This window comes from Oerskovia jenensis, from assembly GCF_016907235.1.
GTDB classification, from domain to species: Bacteria; Actinomycetota; Actinomycetes; order Actinomycetales; family Cellulomonadaceae; genus Oerskovia; species Oerskovia jenensis.
The window spans coordinates 3768495-3792368 of record NZ_JAFBBO010000001.1 but is presented as its reverse complement, the minus strand read 5'-3'; the positions used below and the strand labels follow the sequence as shown (position 1 = coordinate 3792368).

Genomic DNA, 23874 nt, shown 5'->3' with positions numbered 1-23874 from the left:
GCGGGAACGGTCGAACGTTCTTGTCAGTTCGCCGGCTCGAGAGCCGGCGGGGTGTCGACGACACCGGGGGCCGCGAGGACCTCGATGTTCGGGCGAACAGGTCAGCTGACCAGTCGTCTGCGTGCATCGACCAGGCGCGAGAGGACCGTCGAGTCGACGACGTCCGCTCCGACCTGGACGCGCAAGCCGCCGAGGACCTCGGGGTCCACGGTGACGTTCAGCTGGACTGCCCGGCCGTACGCGCGCTCGAGCAGCGCAGACAGACGGTCCTGCTGTGCCTGGCTGAGCACCGTGCCCGACGTCACCGAGGCGACGAGGCGACGGCGACGACGTGCGGCGACGTCCCCGATCCAGATGAGGGTGGCCACGAAGCGACGCCCACGGGGCGCCACGGTCGCCCGCTCCGCGAGGAACTGGGTGACCGGGTCGACCTTGCCCGCGAGGAGCGCGTCGACGAACGTCTTGCGACGAGCGGGATCGGTCGAGGTGTCCGTCAGCACGCGACGGGCCTCACGCTCTCCGACGAGCGAGCGCGTGATGCGGAACAGCTCGTCCTCGACACGCACGAGCGCGCCACGGGCCTCGGCCGAGGCCAGGACCGCGTCGACCCCGAGGTGCTCGACGGCGTCGGCGATGTCGCTGTCGCGCGCCCAGCGGTCCCGGGCGAGCCCGGAGACCAGGTCGACGACACGGCCGTCGAAGCCCTCGCGCAACAGGTCGGCCGCGAGGGCCGCCTTGTCCTCGCCGGACCGCGACGGGTCGGCGAGAGCACGGCGCAGGGGCACGGAGCCGTCGAGCGCTGCGGCCACCGTGAGGAGCTGCTCGCCCAGGGCGAATGCTCCTTCACCGGCAGCACGCAGCACCGGCTCGAAGCGCTCCTGAGCCTTCTCGAGGGAGGCTCCGCTCGTCCCGCGCATCAGCCCTCCTTGCCGTGGGCGGCCGCGCTGGCAGCCCCGGCTCCCGCTGCCTCGAGCTCGTCGAGGAAGCGGTCCACGACACGCGACTGGCGTGCGGAGTCCTCGAGGGACTCGCCGACGATCTTCGAGGCGAGCTGGGTCGCGAGGGTACCGACGTCGTTGCGCAGCGAGACCGAGGCCTGCTGACGCTCGGCCTCGATCTGGCGGTGTGCCGTCTCGACGATGCGAGCGGCCTCCTCGCCGGCCTTGGCCTTCTGGTCGGACACGATGGCCGTGCCCTCGGCGCGAGCGTCCTCACGGATCTTCGCGGCCTCGGTGCGTGCCTCCTGCAGCTGCTGGTGGTACTCGGCCAGTGCTGCTGCGGCCTCCGCCTGGGCGGACTCGGCCTTGGCCAGGCCGCCCTCGATCTTGGCCGTGCGCTCGTCGAGCACCGCCTGGAACTTGGGGAGGACCATCTTGTAGAACACGAACGCGATGATGACCAGCACGACGAACGACCAGAAGAGGTCGTAGAACGGCGGGAGGAACAGCTTGATGGGGTCGACCTCGCCAGACTCTGCGGCGAGGACCGCCTGGGGGCCGATGGTCGACATCAGAAGATGAAGCCAGCGACGAAGCCGAGCAGGGCGAGGATCTCGACGAAGGCAAGACCGATGAACATGGTGCCGCGGAGCTGGCCGGCGACCTCGGGCTGGCGGGCCATGCCCTCGACCGTCTTGCCGATCAGGATGCCGAGGCCGATGCCCGGGCCGATCGCGGCGATGCCGTAGCCGATGGTGTTGATGCTGCCTTCGACAGCGGCAAGGGTGGTGACGTCCACGGTGTTTCCTTCCGTTGGGCGCCCGGTCGTGCGAACGGGCGTCAGGTGCGATGCGTCAGGTGAAGCTCAGGGTCGGTGCTGGAGCCAGGGCTCCGTCACCAGGTCTGTGGAGCGGATCAGTGCTCTTCCTCGATCGACATGTTGATGTAGACCGTGGCGAGGAGCGCGAAGATGTAGGCCTGCAGGCCCGCGACGAACACCTCGAAGAGGGTGATCGCGATGCCGCCCACGAGGGTCAGCGCGCTGATCGCCTTGAGCGCCGGCGCCGCCTCGAGGAGCAGGAAGTTCGTGGCGGCGAAGCACAGGACCAGCATGATGTGGCCCGCGACCATGTTCGCCGTGAGTCGGATGACCAGCGAGGCCGGACGGATGATCAGGAGCTGGAGCAGCTCGATCGGCGCCAGGATGAAGTAGATCGGGAACGGCACTCCCGGAGGGAACAGGTTCGCCCGGATGTAGCCCCACAGGCCGTGCTGCTTGATGCCCGCGGCCCAGTAGGCCACGAACACCCACAGCGCCAGGAGGATCGCCACACCGGCGACCGAGGTGCCCGCGAGGTTGAGACCCGGCACCACGCCGGTCAGGTTGAAGGCGAGGATCGTCACGAAGATCGTCGTGATCATGGGCACGTAGCGGCGAGCCCGCTCGGTCCCCATGATCTCCTCGACGATGTTCACCCGAGCGAAGTCGAGGACCATCTCGACGCCGTTCTGGAACCGGCCGGGGACGAGCTTGGCTCGCCGCGCCGCGATCACGAAGATCGTCAGGATCACGATCGTGGCGATCACTCGGATGAGCTGCAGCCGGTTGAACTCGAACGGGGTGCCGGCGAAGAAGATGGCGTCGGGGAAGAACTCACCGATCGTCGGCGCGTGAAAGCCGCCTTCGCCTTCTGCTGCGGCAACGAAGGGAGAGGGGGTCGCGAGCGTGAACAGGGTGGACTCCCGGTGGTCGTCGGTCGCCGAGGCCGTGCGCTCGATGGGCACGCCGTCGGACCAGGCCTTCATGGATTCGCCGATAGCCTAACGCATGTTCAGACCTTCACAGGTCACGGGTCCGCACCGGCAGCGGGACCGAGGGATAGGATGCCCCCGCCCGTCTCCGGCGCGGTGCACGTCGGCGTGCGACCACGCACCGCGACCGCAGGACGAGCAGCCCCGGTGCGGGCGGTCACGGCCCGCCCGCACGCTGCGCCGGACGCCTCCCCGACCCCGTCCCGCGCCGCCCGCAGGGGGCGGCGCGGACACCGTCACGGGGTCGCGCAGAGCGCGCCGGCGCGACGGTCAGGCCTTCGGCGTGACGTACGGGATGCGGCCGCGGTCGACGGCCCGGTAGTCGAGGAGCGCCGAGCCGATGACCCCGACGAGCAGGACCACGGCGAACACGACCCGGTCGTAGAACTCGTAGTTGCGCAGGACGGCCAGCACGATCCCGAGCAGGACGATCTTGACGAGCCAGCTGCCCAGCACGACCGCCGCCGTGGTGGTCGGCGTCGAGCGCGCGGTGCGCGCCATCGCGACGATCGTCGTGCCGGAGAACACGAGGGCGATCGCGACCCCCATGAGGGCACCCCAGACCCCCGCCACCCCCGCGAGGAGCGCCCCCAGCCCTACCCCGAGGACCAGGAGGCCGCCGAGCAGCAGCAGGGTGTCGCGCAGCGCGGTCCGGAACACGGCGCTGACCGCGTCCCCGACGGCGTCCGCGGTGACCTGGGAGGTGTCCGCCGTGACCGCTGCCTGCGCCTGGCGCGGGTCCTCGGCCGGCGCCGGGACGCTGGGCGGCTGCTCGCTCGTCGGCTCGTCGGGAGTCTGCGGTGCGGGAGTCGTCATCGGGAGGTTCCTTCAGGGTGGGCACGGCGTGGATCGGTGGGGAGTTCGGTGGGGGCCGGGGCCGGGACGACCTGGGAGGCGCCGCTGGCCGCCGCGACGCGTCGGGGCGGCACGGCCGACGGGATGCCCTCGGGCGCGGTCACCGCGTCGTCGTCGAGGAACCTGCCGCGCGTACGCAGGGGGCCGAGCGTGAGGATCGCCGCCACGACGATCGCCACGACCAGCCCGATCGCGACGTTCTCCGCGGGCCACTTCACGAGCGCGACGGCCCCGAACGCGAAGACCGCGGTCCACACGTACATGATGATCACCGCGCGGCGGTGCGAGTGGCCGAGCGTCAGGAGCCGGTGGTGCAGGTGGAGCCGGTCCGGGTGGAAGGGCGACTTGCCCGTGCCCACCCGGCGGACCACGGCGAGGACCATGTCGAGCAGCGGGAGCAGGATGACCGCGAGCGGCAGGAGGATGGGGATGAGCTCGCGCTGACGGCTCGGGTCGGAGGCCATCCCGGTGTCGATGCTCCCGGTGACGACGATCACGGCGGACCCGAGCACGAGCCCGAGCACCATGGAGCCGGAGTCGCCCATGAAGATGCGGGCGGGATGGAAGTTGTGCGGCAGGAAACCGAGACAGATGCCGACGAGGGCCGCCATGATCAAGGTCGCGAGGTTCGAGTAGTCCGTGGGGCTCGCCACGGTCGTCAGGCTGTACGTGTAGACGAAGTAGGCGCCGCCACCGATCGCGATGAGGCCCGCGGCCAGTCCGTCGAGACCGTCCACGAAGTTCACGGCGTTCATCGCGACCACGATGACGAGGACGGTGACGATGAGCGAGAGCCTCGACGAGCCGATCACCAGCCCGTTGATGGGGAAGGTCACGAGCTGCACGCCCTGCCAGGCGACGAACAGCGCCGCGAGGACCTGGCCCGCGAGCTTGGTCATCCAGTCGAGGTCCCAGATGTCGTCCGCGACGCCCAGCAGGCACACGATGAGCGCACCGCCGACGATCGCCCACGCCCTGTCGTCGATCGCGAAGACGCCTTCGAGGAAGGGCATCTGCGACGCGAAAGCCACGGCCACGATGATGCCCGCCGTCATCGCGAGCCCGCCCAGGCGGGCCGTGGGGATGGTGTGCACGTCACGGTCACGGACCGCGGTGATCGCTCCGGTCCTCGCCGCGACCCAGTACGCGAGCGGCGTGAGGAGGTAGGTGACCGCCGCTGCGATCAGCAGGACGAGCAGATAGACCCTCACCCGCCGTTCGCCTCCGGGCCGCTCGTCGTCACGGTCGTCTCGGGGTGGGGGGTCCGGGCAGGGGGCGCGGACGCGTCGGTCGGCGCACCATCGGCGTCCACGTCCGGGTCCGAGCCCGTCCGGTCGTCGGAGACGTCGGCGGGCTCGTCCGCGGCCTCGTCCGGCTCCTCGCCGATCCCGAGGACCGGCGCGACCTCACGCAGCCGCTCGAGCGAGACCGCGCCCTCGCGCACGACCCGCAGGTGCGGCCCCGTCGCGTCGACGATGGTCGAGGCCACTCCCCCGGGCGCGGTGCCGCCGTCGAGGTAGACCGCGACGGACTCCCGGAGCTGGACCTGCGCGTCGGCGACCTCGAGCGCGGCGGGCAGGCCCGTCGAGTTGGCGCTCGAGACGGCGAGCGGCCCCGTGCGGCGCAGCAGGGCGAGCGCGGCCGGGTGGTCCGGCATGCGCAGCGCGACGGTCCCGTGCGTCTCGCCGAGGTCCCACGCGAGCGAGGGCTGGGCGGTCAGGATGATGGTGAAGCCTCCGGGCCAGAACGCCTCGACGAGGGCACGCGCGTCGTCGGGCACCTCGGTCGCGAGCCCGTCGAGGGTCCGCAGGTCGGGGACGAGGACGGGCGGGGGCATCTGCCGCCCGCGCCCCTTCGCGGCCAGGAGGGCCGTGACGGCCTCGGCGTCGAACGCGTCCGCCCCGATCCCGTAGACGGTGTCGGTCGGCAGGACCACGAGGCCGCCGCGCGAGACGGCGTTCACCGCCTCGTCGATCGAAGGGCCCCAGGTGTTCGGGTCGGTGACGGGGTGCACAGAGCTCACGCTTCTCAGTCTTCCATGTCCGAAGGGTCCGCTGGTGCGGGATCTCGCTCGCTCGTCGTCCGCGAGCGTCGGGCCACGACCATACGCGGCCTGCCCGTGAGGTCGCTGGCGGTCCTGACGTCCTCGAAGCCGCCGACCGCGGCGACCATGTCGCGCGCGGCCTCCGCCTGGACCTCGGCGTGCTCCATGACGTAGAGGCCGCCGGGGGCCAGGAGGCGCGCGGCCGCACGGGTCACGCCGCGGGGCACCTCGAGGCCGTCCTCGCCGAGCCCGTAGAGCGCGACCTGGGGATCGTGCAGCGCGACCTCGGGGTCGCGCGGGACCGCGTCGGGCGGCACGTAGGGGGGGTTGGACACGACGACGTCGCACGTCCCGTCGAGCTCGACGAGCGCGGTGCGTGCGTCCCCCCGGACCAGGTGCACGACGGCGCCGCTCGCCTCGTGCGCACGGGTCACGTTGCGCTCGGCCCAGGCGTGCGCGTCGCGGTCGAGCTCGACCGCGTGCACGCGGGCGCCCGGGACCTCGGTCGCCAGGGCCAGAGCGATCGCGCCCGACCCGGTGCACAGGTCCACGACGACCGGTGCCTGCGAGCCCCGCGCGACGGCCGCGAACGCCTCGTCGATCGCGACCTGCGCGACCTGCTCGGTCTCGGGACGCGGGACGAACACGCCGGGCCCCACGACGAGGTCGAGGTGCCGGAAGGGGGCCGTGCCCGTGAGGTGCTGGAGGGGGACGCGCCGGGCGCGGGCGTCGAGCAGCCGGGCCAGCTCGTCGAGCACGGCCGAGGAGGTGCGGACGGTCGACGGTCCCGCGCCCCGGTGCGCCACGGGCCCGGTGGTCCCGGCCGGCCCCGTGGACCCGGCCGGCCCCGCGGACCCGGCCGGCGAGGGGGCCGTCGGGCGCTCGCCCGCGGTCCCGAGCAGCAGCGAGGACACCGGTCGTCCCAGCACCGCCGCCGAGACGACCCGCTCGCGCGGCACACCCGCGGCGTGCGCGAGGAGCAGCTCGGCGTCGACGCGGGGCGTGTCGATCCCGGCCCGGGCCAGGCGGGCCGCGGCCTCGCGCACGAGGCGAGAGACGTCGTCGGGCAGGGCGGGGGCGCGGCCGTCAGCGGACGACGCCGGCGGGACCGCCGGAGAGGTCACGACGCCGCTGCGGCGAGGCGTGCCGCCTCGTCGGCGTCGATCGCCGAGCGGACGACCGGCTCGAGGTCACCGTCGAGGACCTGGTCCAGGTTGTACGCCTTGTAGCCCGTGCGGTGGTCCGCGATCCGGTTCTCCGGGTAGTTGTACGTCCGGATGCGCTCGGAGCGGTCCACGGTGCGGACCTGGGAGCGGCGCAGGTCGTTCGCCGCGGCGGCCTCCTCCTCCTGGCGCGCGGCCAGGAGCCGGGCGCGCAGCACGCGCATGGCCTGCTCGCGGTTCTGGAGCTGGGACTTCTCGTTCTGCATCGAGACCGTGATGCCCGTGGGCAGGTGCGTGATGCGCACCGCCGAGTCGGTCGTGTTGACCGACTGCCCGCCCGGGCCCGAGGACCGGTACACGTCGATGCGCAGCTCGTTCGGGTCGATCTCGATCTCGCCCGCGTCCTCGACCTCGGGGAACACGAGCACGCCCGCGGCCGAGGTGTGGATGCGGCCCTGCGACTCGGTCACGGGCACGCGCTGGACGCGGTGGACGCCGCCCTCGTACTTGAGGTTGGCCCACACCCCGTCGGCGGGGTCGGTCGCACCGGCCCGCGCCTTGACCGCGACCTGGACGTCCTTGTAGCCGCCCAGGTCCGAGTCCGTGGCCTCGATGATCTCGGTCTTCCAGCCGCGGCGCTCGGCGTAGCGCAGGTACATGCGCAGCAGGTCGCCCGCGAACAGCGCGGACTCCTCGCCGCCCTCGCCCGCCTTGATCTCGAGGATCACGTCGCGCCCGTCGTCGGGGTCGCGCGGCACCAGGACCCGGCGCAGCTTCTCGGTCGCGGCCGCAGCCGTCTCCTGGAGCGCCGGCAGCTCCGCGGCGAACGAGCTGTCCTCGGCGGCGAGCTCGGTCGCGGCCTCGACGTCGTCGGTCGCGTCCCGCCACGCGCGGTACGCCGCGACGACCTGTCCCAGCTCGGCGTAGCGGCGCCCGAGCGTGCGCGCCCTGCCGGCGTCCGCGTGGACCGCGGGGTCGGCGAGCAGCGTCTCGATCTCGGCGTGCTCGGCGAGCAGGTGCTCGACGGCGGCGAAGGACTCGGTCACGGGGTGTCCTGACGAAAGGGGTGGGCAAGGGCTGTGCGGCTCGGCGCGCCGGGGTCCGGCGCACTCACGCCGGAAAGACGACAGCGCCGGTGGAACGAGCATGCCGCCTGCCCCTGGAGAGGTTGACGGACGCCCGGACCACCGGCGCTGGAGAGTCGCTACTTGTCGGCGGCCTTCTTGCCGTAACGAGCCTCGAAGCGGGCCACGCGGCCACCGGTGTCGAGGATCTTCTGCTTGCCCGTGTAGAACGGGTGGCAGGCCGAGCAGACGTCGGACGAGATGCGCCCGGACTTCTCGGTGCTGCGCGTGACGAACGTGGAACCGCAGGTGCAGGTGACCTCGGTCAGGACGTACTCGGGGTGGATATCAGCCTTCACAGGACTCTCCTCAATGGGTTGCCCCCGGGTCGCCTGCGGACAGCAGCCGTGAACCGGGGACGGGGAAACCAACAGGACATTGTGCCAGACGCGTCCAGCACACGAAAAATCCGTGGGCCGCTCGCCCGAAGGGAGCGGCCCACGGAGGATCACACGGCGCGACCGACCTCTTCGTCGTGGTTGATGCCGCCCGGCGTCGTCTTCTGCACCTGGAGCAGGAACTCGACGTTGGACTTGGTCTCCTTGAGCTTGCCGAGCAGCAGCTCGATGGCCTGCTGCTGGTCGAGCGCACCCATCACGCGGCGCAGCTTGTAGACGATGCGGAGCTCGTCCTGCGGCATGAGGATCTCCTCGCGGCGGGTACCGGACGCGTTGACGTCCACGGCCGGGAAGATGCGCTTGTCCGCGAGCGAGCGGGAGAGCCGGAGCTCCATGTTTCCCGTGCCCTTGAACTCCTCGAAGATGACCTCGTCCATCTTGGAGCCGGTCTCGACGAGCGCCGAGGCGAGGATCGTGAGCGACCCACCGTTCTCGATGTTGCGCGCCGCGCCGAAGAAGCGCTTGGGCGGGTAGAGCGCCGAGGCGTCCACACCTCCCGAGAGGATGCGTCCGGAGGCCGGGGCCGCCAGGTTGTAGGCACGCGAGAGTCGCGTGAGCGAGTCGAGGAGCACGACGACGTCCTGGCCCAGCTCCACGAGACGCTTGGCGCGCTCGATCGCGAGCTCGGCGACGATCGTGTGGTCGGAGGCGGGACGGTCGAACGTCGAGGCGATGACCTCGCCCTTGACCGTGCGCTCCATGTCCGTGACCTCTTCAGGTCGCTCGTCCACGAGGACGACCATGAGGTGGACCTCAGGGTTGTTCGTCGTGATCGCGTTGGCGATCTGCTGCATGATGATCGTCTTGCCCGCCTTGGGCGGAGCGACGATCAGGCCACGCTGCCCCTTGCCGATCGGGGCGACGATGTCGATCACGCGCGGCGTCAGTCGGCCGACCTCGCCCGTCTCCAGGCGCAGGCGCTCCTGCGGGTAGAGCGGCGTGAGCTTGTTGAACTCGGCACGGTTGCGGGCGGCCTCGGGAGACATGCCGTTGACCGAGTCGAGCCGGACCAGCGCGTTGAACTTCTGGTTGCGCGGCCCGGTCTGCTGGAACGTCTCGCCGTCACGGGGCTGACGCACCGCGCCGACGATCGCGTCGCCGCGACGCAGGCCCGACTTCTTGACCTGACCGAGCGAGACGTAGACGTCGTTCGGTCCGGGCAGGTAGCCGCTGGTGCGCACGAACGCGTACTGGTCGAGCACGTCGAGGATGCCGGCCACGGGCAGCAGCACGTCGTCCTCGGTCACCTCGATGTCGTCGAGACCCGAGACGTCGATGTTCCCGCCACGCGTGCGGCCGCGCTTGCGGTCGCGGTCACGGTTGCGGTCACGCCCACGACGGCGACGTCCGCCGCGCTCGTCGTACTCGTCGCTCTGGCGGTTGCCCTGACCCTGCTGGTCGCGCTGGCCCCCCTGACCACCCTGCTGGTTGCCCTGGCCCTGCTGGCGCTGGCCCCCCTGGCGCTCCTGCTGGCCGTTCTGGCGTTCGCCCTGCCCCTGCTGGTCGCGCTGACGGTCCTGACGACCGTTGCCCGCACCGGCCTCGGGGGCCGGCTCGCGAACGGCCTCGCCCTCGCCGCCGCGCGGAGCACCGGCGCCCCGTCCGGCACGACGCGAACCACGCTCGGGGGCGGAGCCCGTCACCAGGCCGACCGCCGCGGCGGCGCGTGCGGCGCGCTCGTCCGGGGTCTCTCCCCCGGCGCTGCGGTCGCCGTCGACGCGCGCGGCACGGCTGCCCTGCTCCAGGAGCGGGGCGACGATGTCGGCTGCCTGGTCGGACCGCGCCGAACGCTGACCCCGCTCGCGGCGGGGACGCTCGGAGCGCTCGACGTTCTCGGTCGCCGCGCGTGCCGGGACCTCGACCGCCGGCTGGACGACGACCTTCTCGGTCTGGTTGTCCTTCTCCGGCGCACGGCGCGCGGTGGAGGACGCTCCGGCGGGGCGCTCAGGAGCGCTCTTCTCGCCGGAGGTGGATCGGATGACGTCGACAAGATCGCTCTTGCGCATCTTGGACGTGCCCTTGACACCGAGCTGCGAGGCGAGTGCCTGCAGCTCGGGGAGGCGCAGCGTCGAGAGCGCGCCTGCACGGGCGGTGTCGGTGGTGTCTGTCACGAAGGACCCTTCCCCTCGTTTGCGCCCACTCGTCTCGTTGCGAGGGGTGGGCCGCGGGTGATCGACGCTCGGCACGTGACGGCCGGAACGCAGTGGAACCACGCGTCAGTGGTACGACGACGTCAGCTGACGTGGGCTGGATTGCCTTCTCGCGGGGTATGAGTCGCAGTCAGTGGTTGCTCTGCCGATGCCCGGGGACTCGGCGGAGAATCGTCGAGGAATCACCGAGGCATCATCATGAACCTGCGAAGGCTCATTGGATTCTACCATCCGTAGCCCCCCGGAAGACCAGTCCCCCCAGGGGCTGCGCCAGGGATCGACGGACGGTCACCGCACCTGTCGAGGGGACGGGTCGGCCAGGCCCGCCGAGCCCAGGACGCGCTCGGAGCGCACCCCTCCCAGGTCGATGCCCGGCCGGTAGGCGCGCCACTGGTCCGAGCCGTGCAGCAGGTCGCGCAGCACGGCATCGGCGCGGTCGCGGTCCTCGGCGCTCCCCAGGAGCAGGACCGTGGGTCCCGCGCCCGAGATGGTCGCGGCCAGGCCGTCGGCCCGCAGCGCGCGCACGAGCTCCCACGACGCCGACATGACCCCCGCGCGATACTCCTGGTGGAGCCGGTCCTCGGTCGCGTCGAACAGGAGCTGCGGCGAACGGGTCAGCGCCTCGACGAGCAGCGCGGCGCGCCCCGCGTTGAGCGCGGCGTCGGCGTGCGGCACGGTCTCCGGCAGGACACCGCGAGCACGGCTCGTGGCGAGCCGGATCGTGGGGACCAGGACGGTCGCCTCGATGTCCGGGTGGACGTCGAGGCGTACAGCGCGCGCGCCCTCGTGCCCCTCGACCGCGCTCGTCCAGGCGATCGTCGCGCCGCCGTGGATCGCGGGGGCAGCGTTGTCGGGGTGCCCCTCGAACTCGGTCGCGAGCTGGAGGACGGTCGCGTCGTCGAGGGCCGCGGGATCCGCGACCAGAGCGCGCGCGGCGACGATCCCGGCCACGACCGCGGCAGCCGAGGAGCCGAGACCACGGCCGTGCGGGATCGCGTTGGTGCCGGTCAGGTGCAGCCCGGTCTGCGGCGCACCGACCAGGTCGAGGGCGGCACGCAGCGCGCGCACGACCAGGTGCCGCTCGTCACCGGGGACCTCGCCGGCCCCCTCCCCCTCGACGTCGACGACCACGTCGCCGTTGCCGAGCGCACGGACCTCGAGCACGTCGTAGCGCGCGAGGGCCAGTCCCATGGCGTCGAAGCCCGGGCCGAGGTTCGCGCTCGTCGCGGGTACGCGCACCCGCACATGGTCGGCTCCGAGCTGCATCTCGCGGGACCTCTCTTCAGGGAGCTACGGGGACTACGGGACTGCGGCCGCTGCGGCGGACTCACGGGGAGCCTGCGGGATCCACGGCCACGAGGGCCGCGTGCGGCGGGTCCGCCCCCGCCCGTCCGGAGGACGGGGAGGGGGCGGACGGCGACGGGTTCAGCCGAGCTGGAGAGCGTCCGCGATCGAGACGACGTCGGCGCTGACCCGGACGGGGGTCACGTCGGCGCCGTCGAGCGTCTTGAGCGCCCACTGCGGGTCCTTGAGGCCGTGGCCCGTGACCGTGACGACGATGCGCGCTCCCGCGGGCACGAGGCCACGCTCGGCGCGCGAGAGGATGCCCGCGACGCCCGCGGCCGAGCCGGGCTCGACGAACACGCCGGCCTCGGCCGACAGGATGCGGTGCGCCGCGAGGATCTGCTCGTCGGTCACGGCCTCGATGACGCCGCCCGACTCGTCGCGCGCGGCCTCGGCCTGCGCCCAGGAGGCGGGGTTGCCGATGCGGATCGCGGTCGCGATGGTCTCGGGGTGCGTGATGGGGTGGCCCGCGACGATCGGGGCCGCGCCGGCGGCCTGGAAGCCCCACATGATCGGGGTCCTCGTGGAGACCGCAGGCAGGTGCGCCCCCGGGGCGTCGGGGTCGCCGAGGCCCGCGTACTCGCGGAAGCCCTTCCAGTACGCCGTGATGTTGCCCGCGTTCCCCACGGGGAGCGCGTGGATGTCCGGGGCGTCGCCCAGGGCGTCGACGATCTCGAACGCACCGGTCTTCTGGCCCTCGATGCGGTCGGGGTTGACCGAGTTGACGAGCTCGACCGGGTACGCCTCGGCGAGCTTGCGGGCCGCGACCAGGCAGTCGTCGAAGTTGCCGTCGACCTGCAGCAGCTTGGCACCGTGCGCGATCGCCTGGCTCAGCTTGCCCATCGCGATCTTGCCGTCCGGGACCAGGACGGCGCAGACCATGCCGGCCTTGGTCGCGTACGCGGCGGCCGAGGCCGAGGTGTTGCCCGTCGAGGCGCACACCACGACCTTCGCCCCGCGGCCCGCGGCCGAGGAGATCGCCGCGGTCATGCCGCGGTCCTTGAACGACGCGGTCGGGTTCATGCCCTCGACCTTGAGGAAGACCTGCGCCCCCGTGCGCGCCGAGAGCGCGGGCGCCTCGACGAGCGGCGTCCCCCCCTCACCGAGCGTGACGATGCGCTCGGTGACGTGGGCGGGCAGGCGGTCGGCGTACTCGGCGATGATGCCTCGCCACTGGTGGGCCATCAGGCTCCCTCGACTCTCAGGACGGACGTGATCTCTCGGACGGGTTCGAGCACCGCGATCGCGTCGACCGTCGCGGCGAGCGCGGCCTCCGCTGCGGCGTGGGTCGTGATGACGAGGTGGGCGACGCCGGTCGCCCCGTCGTCCGTGGCGTCGGCGCCGGGCGCGGACTGCTCCGACGGCTGACGGACGGCCTCGATCGAGACGCCCTTCGACGCCAGGACCTGGGCGACCTGCGCCAGGACGCCGGGACGGTCGTCGACCGCGAGGCGGACCTGGTAGCGCGTGACCGCGGTGCTGGCGGGCAGGATCGGCAGGGCAGCATAGGTGGACTCCTCGGGGCCCTTGCCACCCAGCACGCGGTGACGGGCCGCCGAGACGACGTCGCCCAGCACCGCCGACGCCGTGGGCGAGCCCCCCGCGCCGCGACCGTAGAACATGAGCTCGCCCGCGGCGTCGGCCTCGACGAAGACCGCGTTGAAGGCTCCGCGCACCCCGGCGAGCGGGTGCGCGAGCGGCACGAGGGCCGGGTGCACGCGCACCGAGACCCCGTGCCCGCCGTCGTCGCCCGTCACGGACTCCGCGATGGCGAGCAGCTTGATGACGTGACCGGTCTGCGCGGCCCACGCGACGTCGTCGGCCGTGATCCTCGTGATGCCCTCGCGCGCGACGTCCTCGAGCGAGACGCGCGTGTGGAACGCGAGGCTCGCGAGGATCGCGGCCTTGGCCGCGGCGTCGAACCCCTCGACGTCGGCGGTCGGGTCGGCCTCGGCGTACCCGAGGTCCTGGGCCTGGCGCACGGCGTCGTCGAACGACATGCCCGTGGTGGCCATCTGGTCCAGGACGTAGTTCGTGGTCCCGTTGACGATGCCCAGGATGCGGCGGACGTGGTCGCCCGCGAGCGACTCGCGGACCGGCCGGACGATCGGGATCGCGCCCGCGACCGCGGCCTCGAAGTAGATGTCGACGCCCGCGGTGTCAGCGGCCTTGTAGAGCGTGGGGCCGTCCTCGGCGAGCAGCGCCTTGTTCGCGGTCACCACCGCGGCACCCGCCTCGATCGCGCGCAGCAGCAGCGCACGGGCCGGCTCGATGCCGCCCATGACCTCGATGACGATGTCGGCGCGCGTCACGAGCCCCTCGGCGTCCTCCGTCAGGAGCGAGCGGTCGATCGAGTCGGCGAGCGGGCGAGGAGCGGACGCGTCGCGCACCGCGATCCCCACGAGCTCGAGCGGCGCCCCGACGCGCGAGGCCAGGTCCGCGCTCTGCTGCGTCAGCAGCCGAGCGACCTCGGACCCGACGACGCCGCACCCGAGCAGCGCGACGCGCAGCGGCCCTTGCTCCTGCTGGCTGGCTCCCACGAAGCTCCTCCTCCATCACCCGGCCCGCACGGTCAGCGGTGCCGTCGTTCTCCGGGACCTGTCGTACGCGATCGCGTCGCAGGGCCCCTCGGTCCCGGTGGGGTGCGGCGGCTCGCGCCGCACGTCCCGACCGGTCGGTCCGAGCGTGTCGATCCTCGCCCGGATGCCCGGATCCTGGGCGTACGTCTCAGGATACGGGTGCGCGGGCACCGGGCCGCGAGGCGCCGCGCCCGGGCCCGGCGGGCGTCAGCCCAGGTCGAGGGCCAGCAGGTCGTCGACCGTCTCGCGACGGACCAGGACCCTGGTCTCGCCGTCGGTCACGGCCACGACCGGGGGCCGGGGCACGTGGTTGTAGTTCGAGGCCATCGAGCGCCCGTAGGCTCCCGTCGCCGCGACGGCCAGCAGGTCCCCCGCCCGGACGTCACCAGGGAGCAGCACGTCGTGGACCACGATGTCACCGCTCTCGCAGTGCTTGCCGACCACGCGCGCGAGCACGGGCTCGGCGTCCGAGAGCCGGTTCGCGAGCTCGGCGTGGTAGTCCGCGCCGTACAGCGCCGGGCGGATGTTGTCGCTCATGCCGCCGTCGATCGAGACGTAGGTGCGCACGAGCGTGCCCTCGGCCTCGCCGGCGCCCGCCGATCCGCCGACCCGCACGGGCTTGACCGTGCCGACCGTGTAGAGCGTCAGGCCCGCCGGGCCGACGACGGCCCGGCCCGGCTCGATCGAGAAGCGCGGCAGGGGCGTGCCCAGGTCCGCCGCCGAGGCCGCGACCGAGGCCGCGACGTCCTTCGCGATCCGGTCCGGGTCGAGCGCGACCTCGCCCGGCAGGTAGGCGATGCCGTACCCGCCGCCCAGGTCCACCTCGGGGACCAGGTAGCCCGTACGAGCTGCGAGCGCGGCCCGCAGCTCGAGGACCTTGCGCGCCGCGACCTCGAAGCCCGAGGGATCGAGGATCTGCGACCCGATGTGCGAGTGGATGCCCAGCAGCTCGAGCTCGGGGCGCGCGAGCACCGCGAGGAGCGCCGTCATGGCCGGGCTGTCCTCACCCGGCGCACCAGGGGCCGTCGCGACCTGGCCACCGGTCGCGAGCGACAGCCCGAACTTCTGGTCCTCGTGCGCGGTCGAGATGTACTCGTGCCCGCCCGCGTGCACGCCCGTGGTCACCCGGATCATGACCGGCGCGGGAGCCCCGCCCCGGGCGCGCGCGGCAGCGGCCACGCGCTCGATCTCGACGAGCGAGTCGACGATGATCCGCCCCACGCCCACGTCGAGAGCGCGCGCGATCTCCGCGTCCGACTTGTTGTTGCCGTGCAGCCCGATGTGCTCGCCGGGCACGCCCGCGCGCAGCGCGACCGCGAGCTCGCCGCCCGTCGCGGTGTCGACGCGCAACCCCTCGGCATGGACCCAGCGGGCCACGGCGACCGACAGGAACGCCTTGCCCGCGTAGTACACGTCGACGCCCGCGCCGACCTCGGCGAAGGCGGCCTCGAACGCGCGACGGTAGGACCGAGCGCGCTCGCGCAGGTCGGCCTCGTCGAGCACGTATGCCGGGGTGCCCTGCGCGGCCGCGAGCTCACGCACGTCGACCCCCGCGACCGTCAGCGCGCCGTCGGACGAGCGACGCACGCCGCTCGACCAGGGCTCGCCCGGCACGAAGGTGCCGGTCGGCGAGAAGGCGGGAGGCGTCGTCGGGCCGGCGGAGGCGCTCACATGCGCTCCGGCGCGGACACGCCCAGCAGGCCGAGGCCGTTGGCGAGCACCTGACGCGTCGCGTCGTTGAGCCACAGGCGCGTGCGGTGCACGTCCGTGACCTCCTCGTCGCCCAGCGGCGTCACGCGGCACTCGTGGTACCAGGAGTGGTAGTCGCCCGCGAGCGCCTCGAGGTAGCGCGCGACGCGGTGCGGCTCGCGCAGCTCGGCGGCCTGGCCCACGACGCGGGGGAACTCGGTGAGCGCACCGAGCAGGATCGACTCGGTCTCGTGCGTGAGCAGCGACGGGTCGAACGCATCGGTCCCGTCCTCACGGAACCGCGAGAACCCGTGCGCCTGCGCGTTGCGCGCGACGTTCGCCGTGCGGGCGTGCGCGTACTGCACGTAGTAGACCGGGTTCTCGTTGCCCGCCTTGGTCAGCAGGTCGAGGTCCAGGTCGATGCTCGAGTCGGTCGAGGAGCGCGCGAGCGAGTAGCGCGCGGCGTCCACGCCCACGGCGTCGACCAGGTCCTCGAGCGTCACGACCGTCCCGGCGCGCTTGGACATGCGGACGGGCTGGCCGTCCTTGACCAGGTTGACCATCTGGCCGATGAGGATCTGCAGGTTCTTGCCCGGCTCGTCGCCGAACGCCGCGCACACGGCCATCATGCGGCTCACGTACCCGTGGTGGTCCGCGCCGAGCATGATGATGACGTCGTCGAACCCGCGCTCGCGCTTGTCGAGGTAGTACGCGATGTCGCCCGCGATGTACGCGGCCTCGCCGTCCGACTTGATGATGACGCGGTCCTTGTCGTCACCGAAGTCGGTCGTGCGCAGCCACGTCGCACCGTCGGCCTCGAACACGTGGCCGCCCTCGCGCAGGCGCTGGACCGCGCGCTCGACCGCACCCGACTCGTGCAGCGTGTCCTCGTGGAAGTACACGTCGAAGTCGACGCCGAAGTCGTGCAGCGCGTTCTTGATCTCGCCGAACATGCGCTCGACGCCGCGCGCCCGGAAGACCTCCTGGGCCTCGTCGTCGGGCAGCGTGCGCGGGTCCGGGTCGCCCGCCGCGATCGCGTCCGCGATGACGGCCTCGGCGATGTCCGAGATGTACTGGCCGCCGTAGCCGTCCTCGGGGGCGGGCTCCCCCTTGGCGCGCGCGAGCAGCGAGCGCGCGAAGCGGTCGATCTGCGCGCCGTGGTCGTTGAAGTAGTACTCGCGCTCGACCACGGCCCCCGACGCCTGGAGCACGCGCGCCAGCGAGTCGCCGACCGCGGCCCAGCGCACGCCACCGATGTGGATCGGGCCCGTGGGGTTCGCCGAGACGAACTCGAGGTTGATGCGCGTGCCCGCCTCGGAGTCGTTGTTCCCGTAGGTCGCGCCCTGCGTGATGATCGTGCGGGCGAGCTCGCCCGCGGCGGCGGCGTCGAGCGTGATGTTCAGGAAGCCCGGGCCCGCGATGTCCACGGACTTGATGCCCGGGTGCGCGGCGAGGCGCTGCGCGAGGTCCTCCGCGATGACACGCGGGGCGACGCCGGCCTTCTTCGCGAGCTGCAGCGCGACGTTCGTGGCCCAGTCGCCGTGCTCGCGCTGGCGGGGTCGCTCGACGTGGACCGACGCGGGGACCGCGTCGGCGGGCAGGGCGAGGGTGCCGTCGGCGACGGCGGAGGCCAGGGCAGCGCTGAGCGCTTCGGAGAGCTCGTTGGGGGTCACCCGACGATTCTAGCGAGGGACGCCAGGGCTTTGCGTCGACGTCCGCGGCGGGCGGACGGGCGGCCACCGGTGCGTGCTGCGACGTCGCGCCGCGCGTCGTCGGGCAGGCCCGCTCCACCGGCCCGACGGCGTCGTTCACCTCGCGTCGTCGCCCTCCCCCGGCGTCACTTCCCCGGGCGGGCCCTGCGTCCCCACGTGTCCTCGATCATGACCGGACGGCAGCCCGCGACCGCTGCGAGGAGGATCACGACGAGGGTGCCGAACAGGAACAGGAACGTGCTGTCCCACGTCCCGCTGCGCCCGTAGAGGATGCCTGCGGTCAGGGGGCCGGCCCCCGCGAGGAGGTACCCGACGCCCTGCACGAACCCCGAGAGCGCGACGGCCCCGGCCGAGGTGCGGCTGCGCAGGTTGATGAGCGCGAGCCCCAGCGGGAAGGTCGATGCCCCGAGCCCCGCGAGCACGACCCACACCCACGTCGCGGGACCCGCCTGACCACCCATGAGTCCGCCGTACCCGACCGCGAGCATCGCGACGAACGTCACGACGAGGGGGTAGGGGTTGCGCATCCGGGCCGCGAGCAGCGGTGTGACGATCGACATGGGCATGCCCACGAACGCGTACAGCGCGAGCGCGCTCGCCGCGACCGGCTCCGACATCCCCGCGTCGATCAGCACGTGCGGCAGCCACGCGAACATGACGTAGGTGTTGAGCGAGTTGAGCCCGAACATCCCGGCGATGCCCCACGCGAGCGGGCTGCGCCAGGCGCGCCCCTCGTGGCGGTGCCGCCCGTCGAGACCCACGGTGTGCTCGGGCGAGTGCTCGAGCACCGACGCGAGCTCGGCGCGGGCGCGGGCCGAGCGGGCGATGACCACGGTCCACGGCACGGCCGCGAGCAGGCCCACGAGCGCCCAGCCGCCCAGGGCGGGCCGCCAGCCCAGCGACGAGGCGATGCCCACCACGAGCAGGGGCGGGATCGCGGTGCTCAACGAGAGCGTGACGGTGTACGCCGCGGTCACGGCCCCGATCCGGTCGGGGAAGTACCGCTTGACCAGGGGTGGCAGCAGCACGTTGCCCATGCCCATGCCCGCGAGCGCGACCGCGGTCCACAGCAGGAAGGACGGGGCGGTGCTCGACAGCGACCGCAGGATCTCCCCGACCGAGCTCACGACCAGCGCGGCGACGAGCGTGGGCTCGAGACCGAACCGGCGCGAGAGGACCGGGACGAGCGAGCCGAAGACGGCGAACGCGATGACGGGGACCGTGCCGAGCAGTCCGGCGAGCTGGTCGCTCAGGTCGATGTCGACCCGGACGACGTCGAGGATCGGCGAGACCGCGGCGACCGCGATCCGCAGGTTGAACGCGGCGAGGACGATCCCGGCGAGGACGACGAACCGCCCTCTCCACGGCCGGAGGGTGCTGTCGGGGGTCGAGCTCGAGTCCTGGCGATCCACTCAAGGAGAGTACGCACCGGTCGCCTCGGGCATCTGTCCCGGGCCGCCTCTCAGGACGGTGAGTCCGGTCACCCCGCCCTGACGGGCGGGCAGAACCTACAGATCCGGGCAGGTGGGAGCACGCACCCGCCGGAGACTGGTAGTCTCGTGCACCGTGCCGGATGCTCGTCAGAGCGAACGCATGCTGCCCTCGTAGCTCAGTGGATAGAGCGTCTGCCTCCGGAGCAGAAGGTCGTAGGTTCGAGTCCTATCGAGGGCACCGCAGACCAAGCCCCTGGACCCCCGGGTCCGGGGGCTTCGTCGTGCCCGGGAGTGGTTTGGGGAAGCGGCTGACCTTCGGCGATGTGACGTCCGGGAGCAGGCCGGGCACACTTCGCGTCGCCGTCAGGCACAACTAGGCAAGCGAGCAACTCCAAAAGGCGATCCAGACGGGGTCTGATCGAGGAGGCAGCACAGCGCTTAGCACGTCACCGCGCCCTGCCTCATCCCTCACGAGCAAGTGGCCTACCAAACCTGCAAGTCACCGCATCGTCCCGAGAGGGGCTCAGGTCCCGAAGTTGCCGAGCTACAGCGTCGACGTGTCTTTTGCCGTCTCCAGCCCGTGCAGGGAGACGTAGCGCTGGCGTTGGGTGAAGGCGCTGCCCTTGCCGCGCGGAAGGTGCGGGACATCGCCCGCCAACCGCCGGTGTCGAGAGTCACCGACATCGTGCGTGAGCTTGAAGAGCTGATACCGCCCCTCGGGCCACACCTTGCCAAGGGAGTCAGCCATCGCCGCCCCGAGCTGCCGCTCTGCTGAGTTCGCAGAACCACTCAGCCGGGCGGCCTCTGCGTGGGTCCACTCGACGTTGTCCTGGCGATCCGTGATCTGGGGAACTTCCGCCTTGATCGACTGGTCGGCGTAGAAGGCGATCCGCTCCACCGGCCGAAACGTCCGCCCGGCTTGGCAGATGTACAACCCATGAGCCTGATAGAGACGCCAGGCGTCTCGAGCTGGCACGACGACAGTGTCGAACTTGGTGACAGGTCGGTCGGCATACACGGCAGTTACCTGCTCGATGCTGTTGAGCCAGTTCGCCGCGTCGGGGTCGATCCACCCGGCGACCTGCACCGCTTGGCGCAACTGGAAGAGGACGTCAGCGGCGAGGAGCGAGTCGGGATGGGCAAGGCGGTTCCGGAACGTCCTGAGTCCGTTGCAGGCAGCAGCGAGGTCTGCACGAACTCCGCGGGAGTGCGGGAACGCGTGGCGCAAGGCGGCCCGCCAAAGGTCCTCGTAACCACGGCCAAGCATCCCGGTCCAGAAGCCGAATGTCAGGCCAGCGACGATCTGGTGACGGTTGTCGCGCTCCGGCCCGATACGACGGAGGTTGCCGCGGGCCGTCCCGATCGCTTCCTCGAGAGCTGACTGGGGCTTTTCACCGGTGATCTTCAGGAAGAACCATGGAATTCCATTGGTGGACTCGTGAAAGTACAGGGAGAGCTGGCGATCGATCGCATTCCTCAGGATGACCTCGAGGTGGCTCATCACCTCAAAGCAGGCTGCGCCGAGCCGCGCGTTCCACTCGTACAGGCGCATCGCGAGATCGGGATCGTCTCCAGCCTCTTGCCGGTAGGGGGCAAGACGGGGTTCCGAAAACCACTCCACGTGTTGCTTCGCTGCTGCCACTGCTCGATGCTATCTTGGAACAAGCCCCAGGTCCGCCTCTGCTCCGTGCATGCGCCTGGGGCTCCCTCGTTCGTGGGCCAAGGACAGGCGCAGAGGCCCGCCCTCCACGCTCGATCCACGCGGCCACAGCCACCGAGGCCCCCTGGCACGACGAATCTCCCCGGACGACTCCAGACAGGAGATTCGTGACAACCTGAGCTGTCAGTCGATAGCAGGCCGCGCGTCCCCGAGGTCACCCGAGTGGCCCCCATGCTCCCCGCACCCGTGTAACGTCCGCACTACTGGGCCACCGTGGTCTCGTTGACGGGACAAGCGTGACAACAGCATCGAACGACACCATCCTCGGTCTCCTCGGGAGGTCGCGGAAGCCCGACGAGCGCCGGCTCCCCCTCCACCCCGACCACCTCGAACGCATCGCCCCCGAGCTCCGGTCGCGGATCGTCGTCGAGCACGGGTACGGCGAGCGCTTCGGGGTGAGCGACGAGCAGATCGCCCCCTGGGTCCGCTCCCTGGGCACCCGCGCCGAGGTCGTCGAAGCGGCCGACGTGATCCTCCTGCCCAAGCCCCAGGTCGCGGACCTGCACGACCTGCGCCCCGGCCAGACCCTGTGGGGCTGGCCGCACTGCGTCCAGGACCGCGAGCTGACCCAGGTCGCGATCGACAAGAGGCTCACGCTCATCGCGTTCGAGGCCATGCACCACTGGGCGGCGGACGGCGGGTTCGGCCTGCACGTCTTCCACAAGAACAACGAGATGGCCGGCTACTGCTCGGTGCTGCACGCGCTCGAGCTGTGCGGCTCGACGGGCGACTACGGCAGGCGCCTGACCGCCGTCGTCATCGGATTCGGCGCCACCGCACGCGGGGCCGTCACGGCCCTCAACGCGCACGGCGTCCACGACGTCCGCGTGCTCACCAACCGCCGGGTCGCCGCGGTCGCGGCGCCGATCCACTCGGCGCAGATCGTGCAGTTCGACCACGACGACGCGCCGTACCTCAGCGAGGTCATCACCGATGAGGGCCGCCTCCCGCTCGCCCCGTTCCTCGCCGAGAGCGACGTCGTCGTCAACTGCACGCTCCAGGACCCCAACGCGCCCCTGCTCTACCTGCGCACCTCGGACCTGGGGGCGTTCCGGCCCGGCAGCCTGATCGTCGACGTGTCGTGCGACGACGGCATGGCGTTCGACTGGGCACGATCGACCACGTTCGCCGACCCGCTGGTCACGGTCGGGGAGAACGTCAACTACTACGCGGTGGACCACAGCCCCTCGTACCTGTGGAACTCGGCGACGTGGGAGATCAGCTCGGCGGTCCTGCCGTTCCTCCCCGCGGTCATGGCGGGCCCGGCAGGGTGGGACGCGAACGAGACGGTCCGCCGCGCGGTCGAGGTGCGCGACGGCGTCGTCCTCAACCCGGCGGTGCTCGAGTTCCAGCACCGCGAGGCCGCGTACCCGCACGTCCCGCTCCCGGCCCAGCCGTGAGCGACCGCGTACGGTATGTCCTATGACGGACGGTGGTAACGGAGACTTCGAGTTCGAGCGTCGCTTCCTCGTGAAGGACGTACCGCCCGACCTGCTCGACGCGCCCGCGCTCATCGTGCAGAGCTACTACCTGGCCGAGGACGGCTACGCGCTGCGGCTGCGCGCCCAGGCCAGCGCGACGGCCGCCCAGCTCAGCGGCCGCACCTCTCCCCTGAGCGTCCTGGACCGGCACACGTTCGACTTCTGTGCGCTCACGGTCAAGGGCCCCACGGTCGGAGGCACCCGGTACGAGGCCGAGCGGGAGATCGACGTCAACGTCGGGGTCGAGATGATCCGCCGTGGTGGTGGGCGCATCGTCAAGACCCGCTACTCGGCGTGGCTCGGTGCCGACGGCTGGGTCATCGACGAGTTCGGCGGCGCCAACCACCCGCTCGTCATCGCGGAGTGCGAGCGCTCCGGTCCGGTGGTGGACCTCCAGATCCCGGAGTTCTGCGTCACCGAGATCACGGACGACCGGCGCTTCTCCAACGACTCGCTCTCGCACACCCCGTACTCGGCGTGGGCGGCGTCGTTCGCGGCCGAGCTCGCGGTCTCGGGTCCCCGCTTCCGGCAGGACTTCGGGCACAACGCCCACCTGCCCGGGGAGTAGCCCGGCTCCGCCCTGGTGGCGGCACCGGGCCGGCCGCGGGCTGCCACCGCCCGCGGCCCACGGCCCGGCGCGGGCGCCCGCGGCCCTCGCCGCTCAGGACGCGTCGTCCTCGACGGGTCCGCGGTCTCCCACGGGCGCGGTCCCCAGGCCACGCACGTAGTAGACCCACGGGAACCAGGTCCCGATCCGCTCCCACCCCTCGGCCTCGAGCCCGAACCTGCTCGCACCCAGGACGTAGACACGCTTGTGCTCCCACTGCTGGGTGGTCCGCTCGATCGTGTGGAACGCCGCGCCGAACCCGACCGAGCGCCACCCGTGCCGCCCGTACACCTCGAGCGCGGCCATCTCGGTCAGGGCCGTGACGGGGGTCAGGGTCCGGGTGTCCCCCGGGACGGCCCCGGCGATCAGGTCACCCACGGGGCCGGCGGCCCCGTCGCCGGGCCCGGCAGGCCGGCCGAACCTCTGCTGGGCAGCCTGTCGCGTGATGCCGAGCGCAGTTCCCACGGCCTCCCAGCTGTGCCCTGCGGAGCGGGCCGACGACACGGCCGTCGCGAGGAGCTCCTCGGTCGCGAGGTGGGCGCGCGCCGTGAGGGCCACGAGCTCGAGGTGCGCGGCGGGCTGGGTCGCGATGCGGTCGCCGATCCCGGGGTCGGCGGCCGCCACGGCCTCGGCGAGCAGGTCGTCGAGCGACCCCGGGTCGTGGGGCTCGAGGCTGCCCCAGGCCGGTGTGCCGCTCACCGTCCGCGGCTCTCGTCGATGCCCGACGCCGGAGCGCCGGTCGCCCCTTCTGCCCGCCACTGGTTCGCCATGTGTCAACCCTGGCTTGACACGATCCCCTTGTCAAGAGGTCGTTGACACCCAGCG

General features: G+C 72.1%; 21 protein-coding genes and 1 tRNA gene. 3 read left to right on the top strand and 19 right to left on the bottom strand.

What is annotated here, in order from left to right; genetic code table 11:
- Nucleotides 1-101 precede the first annotated feature (101 nt).
- The 17 genes from JOD49_RS17060 to JOD49_RS16980 all read right to left on the bottom strand — a co-directional run bounded on the left by JOD49_RS17060 (nucleotide 102) and on the right by JOD49_RS16980 (nucleotide 19220).
- On the bottom strand, nucleotides 102-917 hold the full coding sequence (locus JOD49_RS17060) for a F0F1 ATP synthase subunit delta (RefSeq protein ID WP_205308232.1): 816 nt from the start codon (nucleotides 915-917) through the stop codon (nucleotides 102-104).
- A complete protein-coding gene (locus JOD49_RS17055; protein WP_205308231.1) occupies nucleotides 917-1510 on the bottom strand; it encodes a F0F1 ATP synthase subunit B in 594 nt (197 codons plus the stop codon). Before JOD49_RS17055 ends, JOD49_RS17060 begins: the two co-directional genes overlap by 1 nt.
- On the bottom strand, nucleotides 1510-1737 hold the full coding sequence (gene atpE, locus JOD49_RS17050; protein ID WP_030149959.1) for an ATP synthase F0 subunit C: 228 nt from the start codon (nucleotides 1735-1737) through the stop codon (nucleotides 1510-1512). Before atpE ends, JOD49_RS17055 begins: the two co-directional genes overlap by 1 nt.
- Before the next feature lie 116 nt (nucleotides 1738-1853).
- Entirely contained in the window at nucleotides 1854-2744 is an 891-nt protein-coding gene (gene atpB / locus JOD49_RS17045) for a F0F1 ATP synthase subunit A (protein ID WP_205308230.1), read from the bottom strand.
- Between the two features lie 276 nt (nucleotides 2745-3020).
- A complete protein-coding gene (locus tag JOD49_RS17040) occupies nucleotides 3021-3566 on the bottom strand; it encodes a Cg1360 family ATP-synthase-associated protein (RefSeq protein ID WP_239525246.1) in 546 nt (181 codons plus the stop codon).
- Entirely contained in the window at nucleotides 3563-4816 is a 1254-nt protein-coding gene (locus JOD49_RS17035; protein WP_205308229.1) for an MraY family glycosyltransferase, read from the bottom strand. Before JOD49_RS17035 ends, JOD49_RS17040 begins: the two co-directional genes overlap by 4 nt.
- A complete protein-coding gene (locus tag JOD49_RS17030) occupies nucleotides 4813-5619 on the bottom strand; it encodes an L-threonylcarbamoyladenylate synthase (RefSeq protein WP_205309063.1) in 807 nt (268 codons plus the stop codon). The genes JOD49_RS17035 and JOD49_RS17030 overlap by 4 nt, the downstream gene beginning before the upstream one ends.
- 14 nt (nucleotides 5620-5633) lie before the next feature.
- On the bottom strand, nucleotides 5634-6719 hold the full coding sequence (gene prmC, locus JOD49_RS17025) for a peptide chain release factor N(5)-glutamine methyltransferase (protein WP_205309062.1): 1086 nt from the start codon (nucleotides 6717-6719) through the stop codon (nucleotides 5634-5636).
- A 50-nt stretch (nucleotides 6720-6769) separates the two neighbouring features.
- Nucleotides 6770-7858, bottom strand: coding sequence for a peptide chain release factor 1 (prfA, locus tag JOD49_RS17020; RefSeq protein ID WP_205308228.1), 1089 nt, complete (start codon nucleotides 7856-7858; stop codon nucleotides 6770-6772).
- Between the two features lie 158 nt (nucleotides 7859-8016).
- Entirely contained in the window at nucleotides 8017-8235 is a 219-nt protein-coding gene (gene rpmE / locus JOD49_RS17015) for a 50S ribosomal protein L31 (RefSeq protein ID WP_138823520.1), read from the bottom strand.
- Nucleotides 8236-8384: 149 nt separating this feature from the next.
- Nucleotides 8385-10445 carry a transcription termination factor Rho gene (rho, locus tag JOD49_RS17010; protein WP_205308227.1) on the bottom strand — a complete coding sequence of 687 codons (2061 nt, stop codon included), beginning with the start codon at nucleotides 10443-10445 and terminating at the stop codon, nucleotides 8385-8387.
- A gap of 327 nt (nucleotides 10446-10772) precedes the next feature.
- Nucleotides 10773-11750, bottom strand: a complete 978-nt coding sequence (thrB, locus tag JOD49_RS17005; RefSeq protein ID WP_205308226.1) for a homoserine kinase — start codon at nucleotides 11748-11750, stop codon at nucleotides 10773-10775.
- 159 nt (nucleotides 11751-11909) lie between these two features.
- On the bottom strand, nucleotides 11910-13013 hold the full coding sequence (gene thrC / locus JOD49_RS17000) for a threonine synthase (RefSeq protein WP_205308225.1): 1104 nt from the start codon (nucleotides 13011-13013) through the stop codon (nucleotides 11910-11912).
- On the bottom strand, nucleotides 13013-14368 hold the full coding sequence (locus JOD49_RS16995; protein WP_205308224.1) for a homoserine dehydrogenase: 1356 nt from the start codon (nucleotides 14366-14368) through the stop codon (nucleotides 13013-13015). Before JOD49_RS16995 ends, thrC begins: the two co-directional genes overlap by 1 nt.
- Nucleotides 14369-14614: 246 nt before the next feature.
- A complete protein-coding gene (gene lysA, locus JOD49_RS16990) occupies nucleotides 14615-16078 on the bottom strand; it encodes a diaminopimelate decarboxylase (RefSeq protein ID WP_372441334.1) in 1464 nt (487 codons plus the stop codon).
- Entirely contained in the window at nucleotides 16075-17769 is a 1695-nt protein-coding gene (gene argS, locus JOD49_RS16985) for an arginine--tRNA ligase (protein ID WP_205308223.1), read from the bottom strand. The genes lysA and argS overlap by 4 nt, the downstream gene beginning before the upstream one ends.
- A gap of 164 nt (nucleotides 17770-17933) precedes the next feature.
- The gene (locus JOD49_RS16980) at nucleotides 17934-19220 is read right to left on the bottom strand and encodes an MFS transporter (RefSeq protein WP_205308222.1); all 1287 of its coding nucleotides are present in this window, start codon (nucleotides 19218-19220) and stop codon (nucleotides 17934-17936) included.
- Nucleotides 19221-19406: 186 nt separating this feature from the next.
- Between JOD49_RS16980 and JOD49_RS16975 the strand changes: the two genes are divergently transcribed.
- Nucleotides 19407-19479 (top strand) — tRNA-Arg (locus JOD49_RS16975).
- Between the two features lie 306 nt (nucleotides 19480-19785).
- On the opposite strand, the gene JOD49_RS16970 is transcribed toward JOD49_RS16975, so the two are convergent.
- Nucleotides 19786-20883, bottom strand: coding sequence for a hypothetical protein (locus JOD49_RS16970; protein WP_205308221.1), 1098 nt, complete (start codon nucleotides 20881-20883; stop codon nucleotides 19786-19788).
- Nucleotides 20884-21197: 314 nt separating this feature from the next.
- On the opposite strand from JOD49_RS16970, the gene JOD49_RS16965 reads away from it, so the two are divergent.
- Nucleotides 21198-22361 (top strand): N(5)-(carboxyethyl)ornithine synthase, encoded by a 1164-nt coding sequence (locus tag JOD49_RS16965; protein ID WP_205308220.1) that lies wholly within the window; start codon nucleotides 21198-21200, stop codon nucleotides 22359-22361.
- Between the two features lie 22 nt (nucleotides 22362-22383).
- Nucleotides 22384-23010, top strand: a complete 627-nt coding sequence (locus JOD49_RS16960) for a CYTH domain-containing protein (protein ID WP_205308219.1) — start codon at nucleotides 22384-22386, stop codon at nucleotides 23008-23010.
- A 93-nt stretch (nucleotides 23011-23103) separates the two neighbouring features.
- On the opposite strand, the gene JOD49_RS16955 is transcribed toward JOD49_RS16960, so the two are convergent.
- Entirely contained in the window at nucleotides 23104-23748 is a 645-nt protein-coding gene (locus JOD49_RS16955) for a hypothetical protein (RefSeq protein ID WP_205308218.1), read from the bottom strand.
- Nucleotides 23749-23874 lie beyond the last annotated feature (126 nt).

Excerpts from the sequence above, each read along its gene's own strand:
- JOD49_RS16960 (WP_205308219.1), top strand. The coding sequence starts at position 22,384 with ATGACGGACGGTGGTAACGGAGACTTCGAGTTCGAGCGTCGCTTCCTC.
- atpB (WP_205308230.1), bottom strand. The coding sequence starts at position 2,744 with ATGAAGGCCTGGTCCGACGGCGTGCCCATCGAGCGCACGGCCTCGGCG.
- JOD49_RS17055 (WP_205308231.1), bottom strand. The coding sequence starts at position 1,510 with ATGTCGACCATCGGCCCCCAGGCGGTCCTCGCCGCAGAGTCTGGCGAG.
- thrC (WP_205308225.1), bottom strand. The coding sequence starts at position 13,013 with ATGGCCCACCAGTGGCGAGGCATCATCGCCGAGTACGCCGACCGCCTG.
- JOD49_RS17040 (WP_239525246.1), bottom strand. The coding sequence starts at position 3,566 with ATGACGACTCCCGCACCGCAGACTCCCGACGAGCCGACGAGCGAGCAG.
- thrB (WP_205308226.1), bottom strand. The coding sequence starts at position 11,750 with ATGCAGCTCGGAGCCGACCATGTGCGGGTGCGCGTACCCGCGACGAGC.
- JOD49_RS17060 (WP_205308232.1), bottom strand. The coding sequence starts at position 917 with ATGCGCGGGACGAGCGGAGCCTCCCTCGAGAAGGCTCAGGAGCGCTTC.